The organism is Streptomyces calidiresistens (assembly GCF_014141525.1).
GTDB lineage: Bacteria > Actinomycetota > Actinomycetes > Streptomycetales > Streptomycetaceae > Streptomyces > Streptomyces calidiresistens.
This window is the reverse complement of sequence record NZ_VKHS01000539.1, coordinates 1-3,867: the sequence shown is the minus strand read 5'-3', so window position 1 is coordinate 3,867 and position 3,867 is coordinate 1. Positions and strand designations below refer to the sequence as shown.

At 74.5% G+C, this 3,867-nt stretch carries 4 protein-coding genes; 3 read left to right on the top strand and 1 reads right to left on the bottom strand.

The genetic code is table 11. The features are described from left to right. The 3 genes from FOE67_RS19160 to FOE67_RS19150 all read left to right on the top strand — a co-directional run. On the top strand, positions 1-935 hold a 935-nt coding region (locus FOE67_RS19160; protein WP_498370707.1), incomplete at its 5' end, for an NsdA family TPR-like regulatory protein. Positions 936-1,092: 157 nt separating this feature from the next. Beyond that, complete coding sequence (gene hmgA / locus FOE67_RS19155) at positions 1,093-2,433, top strand: homogentisate 1,2-dioxygenase (RefSeq protein ID WP_182665955.1); 1,341 nt, start codon at positions 1,093-1,095, stop codon at positions 2,431-2,433. An 85-nt stretch (positions 2,434-2,518) separates the two neighbouring features. Further along, positions 2,519-3,274: a GntR family transcriptional regulator gene (locus tag FOE67_RS19150; RefSeq protein ID WP_323385067.1), complete on the top strand. Its 756-nt coding sequence runs from the start codon at positions 2,519-2,521 to the stop codon at positions 3,272-3,274. Positions 3,275-3,435: 161 nt separating this feature from the next. Here FOE67_RS19150 and FOE67_RS19145 read toward each other — a convergent pair whose 3' ends face one another. Beyond that, complete coding sequence (locus FOE67_RS19145) at positions 3,436-3,699, bottom strand: hypothetical protein (RefSeq protein ID WP_182665952.1); 264 nt, start codon at positions 3,697-3,699, stop codon at positions 3,436-3,438. Positions 3,700-3,867 lie beyond the last annotated feature (168 nt).

Below are 3,867 nucleotides of genomic sequence, written 5' to 3'. Positions count from 1 at the left end.
CCGCCGCCCCCTCCCTCCCGGACGGACTCGAGGGGGGAGCCGACCTGGCGGGCCTGGAGGACGCGATCGGTTTCTTCGCCGCCTCGGTGAGCGCCCGCGGGGGCCGACACGCACGGGGCGCGCTGGCCTCCTACCTGGCCGACGACGTGGCGCCGCTGCTGGGCGTCCGGGGCCCGGTCACCCGGCGCCGGGAGGTGCTGGTGGGGGCCTGCCGGTTGTGCTTCCTGCTCGCCCGGATGTACGAGGACGGCCGCCTGCACGGGCTGGCCCAGCGCTACTACACCTTCGCCCACCGCCTGGCCTCCGAGGCCGGCGACCGCACCGCCTGGAGCACGGTGGTGCGGGCGATGAGCGCCCAGGCCCAGCGGCTGGGACACCTCTCGGCGGCGCTGCGCCTGGCGGAGACGGCCGGACGGGCCGTGCACGGTTCCCCGCCCGGACCGCAGGCGTACGTGCAGGCCCAACTGGCGGTGGTGCTGGCGCTCGGCGGTGAACGCCGGGGCGCCCTGGGAGCCCTGCGGGCGGCCGAGCGGGCGGCGGACCGCGCCGGGGAACCTGGGGGTCCCTTCGACGGTTATCCGCCGGCGGCGCTGCGCTTCCAGTCCGCGGCGGTGCTGGAGGCGCTGGGCGACCTGCCCGGGGCGATCACCGAACTGCGGGCCGCGGGCCGGGAGAGGGATCCGGCGGACGTGCGCGGCCGGGCGTTGACCGACGCCCGCCTGGGACACCTGCTCCTTCGCCGGGGACGCCTCGACGAGGCCTGCGCCGCGTGGGAGGGGTTGGTGCGGGGACGGGCCCGGCTGCGCTCGGAGGAGGTGGAGCTGGCCGTGCTGGAGATGCGTCGGGCCCTGCGCCCGCACCGGGGGGACGGTGACGCGGCGGACCTCCTGGCCCGTTCCCTGCCGGGGGCGGGGTCCGGTCACGGGGAGCGCTGACGCCGGCCGCCCGGGATCGCGCCCACCGTCGGGGATCCCGGAGGGGGGGGGACGGCGTCGAACCGTTGACGGGACCCCACCACATTCCTATGCTCAACCATATGAATTCTTGCCGGTGACGCGCCGGGGCGGCGCCGGACGGTCTCGGGAGGGCACCATGGACGACACGCACGGGTCGGGGCACGGAGCCGGGGGTCCCGGGGAGCGACCGGGACCGGGACACCCACCGGCCGGCTTCGGCAACGAACTCTCCTCGGAAGCCCTCCCCGGCACGCTGCCGATCGGTCGCAACTCCCCGCGCCGCCCCGCCCGCGGCCTGTACGCCGAGCAACTCAGCGGCAGCGCCTTCACCGAGCCCCGCGCCGACAACCGGCGGTCGTGGCTGTACCGCATCCGGCCCTCGGCCGCCCACCCGCCCATGCGCCGGGTCGAGTCCGGGACCCTGTTCGGCGCGCCGTTCACCGACCTGCCGCCGGACCCGAACCGGATGCGGTGGAACCCCCTGCCCGACCCGGCGCCGGGCACCGACTTCGTCCGGGGGCTGTGGACCCTGGGCGGCAACGGTGACGTGCGCACCCGCTCGGGCGTGGCCATCCACCTCTACCACGCCGACACCCCCATGACGGACCGGGTGTTCTGCGACGCGGACGGCGAACTGCTGCTGGTCCCCGAGCGGGGCACCCTGCTGCTGCGCACCGAGTTCGGACCGCTGCGCGCGGCCCCCGGGCACATCGCGCTGATCCCGCGCGGCGTGCGCTTCCGGGTGGAACTGCCGGACGGCCCGGTGCGCGGTTACGTCTGCGAGAACCACGGCCGACCCTTCACCCTGCCCGAACTCGGCCCCATCGGCGCCAACGGCCTGGCGGCGCCCAGGGACTTCATCGCCCCGGAGGCCGCCTGGGAGGAGGCGGAGGGCCCGGTGGAGGTGATCACCAAATACGGCGGGGCGCTGTGGACCGCCGAGTGGGACCACACGCCGCTGGACGTGGTCGCCTGGCACGGCACCCTCGTGCCCTACGTGTACGACCTGCGCCGGTTCAACGTCCTGGGCTCGATCAGCTTCGACCACCCCGATCCCTCGATCTTCACCGTCCTCACCTCACCCTCGGACACCCCGGGCCTGGCCAACGTGGACTTCGTCGTCTTCGCGCCGCGTTGGCTGGTCGGCGAGGACACCTTCCGTCCGCCCTACTTCCACCGCAACGTGATGAGCGAGTACATGGGGCTCATCGAGGGCGCCTACGACGCCAAGGCCGAGGGTTTCGTGCCCGGCGGCGGGTCACTGCACCCGATGATGTCGGCGCACGGTCCCGACCGCGAGACCTTCGAGCGGGCGAGCGCCGAGGAACGCGGCCCGCAGAAGATCGACGACGGTCTGGCGTTCATGTTCGAGACCCGGTGGCCGGTGACGCTCACCGAACAGGCTCTGAATGCCGGACACCGGCAGCGGGACTACGACCGCGTGTGGGAGGGTCTGGAACGGAACTTCCGCCCCTGACACCCGCCCGCGGGATTCGGGAGGGGCGCCCGGCCGGGGAGCGGGGGGACCGAGCCGCCCGGGATGCCCGCAGGGAGGGACCGACGTGACCGTTTTCGCCCCCGATTCCCTTGAACTCAACCGCAAACTGCCCCTGTGGTACCAGGTCTCCCAATCCCTTCGGGCCTCCATACTCGGCCGCCCGGCGGGATCACCGCTGCGGCTGCCCACCGAGGAACGGCTGGCCGCGCACTACGGGGTCAGCGTGCTCACCATGCGCCAGGCGCTCAAGGAACTCGAACAGGAGGGGTTGATCAGCCGGCACCGCCGGCGCGGCACCTTCATCGAACCGGACGTGCCGCGCGGCGCCCCGGTGCCCCTGCTGGGCTCGGTGGACGCCATCGTGGCCCAGCAGTCCGGCGAGCCGACCACGCTCCTGGAGCACGGACCGGTGCCCGTGCCCCCCGAGTTGGCGGACCGTTTCCCGGGGGTGGGCGAGGTGGTCCGGTTCGCCCGGCTGCGCCGCGATCCCGACACCGGGGAGCCGACCAACTGGGCGGAGAACCTGTTGCCGCCGGACGTGGCCGCGCGGATCGACCCGGCGGCACTGGAGCGCTGGCCCATGACCCGGGTGCTGCGGGACGTGGCGGGGGTGGCGCCGGCACGCATCGCCAACACCGTCCAGGCGCGGTTGGCGGACCCGGGGACGGCTCGACTGCTGGAGGTTCCCCTGCTGAGTCCGATCCTGCACTGCACGGGCGTGACCACGGACGGGGCGGGGCGGGTGGTGGACGTGGTGCGCATCCACTACCGGGGCGACCGCTTCTCCTTCTCGGTGTCGGTGGACGCCGCGCCGGGCTGAGGCGACGCCGGCCACGACGGGGGCGGGTGGTCCACCGCCGGGGAGCGACGACCGGGCCGGCCGGACCCTCCGGAGCCGGTCACGGCCCAACGACCGCTCGGGTCACCGGCACGGCCGCGACCCCGGGGGTCGCGGCCGGTGCCGCGTGGCCGTCCGACCGTTCAGCCCCGACCGCCGAAGATGGAGCGCCGCAACCGGCGCAGGGGCGCCAGCAGCAGGACCCGGGCGCCGGGGCGCTCCGGGGCACGACTCCGGTCACGGGTCGTCAGCTCCCGCATCAGCGAGGTGGCCTCCGCCGCCTCGTGCGGGGACACGGCCGGGCCGGAGAGCACGCTCAGATGACGGTCGAGGCGCGAACCGCTCGCGCCGCTCCCGCAGGTGATGGCAGGCACCCGGGGCCTGCTCCGTGTCGTTATCCGCTCCATGACTCTCCCACCCGTGACGAGGGCACCCGGTACGGGCGAACCCACCCTAACGCCCCCGAGGGGCGACAGGATATCCCGGACCCGTGTGTCAGCCTTCCCGATGAAGGCGGGGAACGAACGTCCCCACGCCGATTCGACCATGTTTCGGTCGCCGGTTCCCACCCGCCC

Coding starts and splice junctions, on each gene's coding strand:
- FOE67_RS19145 (WP_182665952.1), bottom strand. CDS start 3,699: ATGGAGCGGATAACGACACGGAGCAGGCCCCGGGTGCCTGCCATCACC.
- hmgA (WP_182665955.1), top strand. CDS start 1,093: ATGGACGACACGCACGGGTCGGGGCACGGAGCCGGGGGTCCCGGGGAG.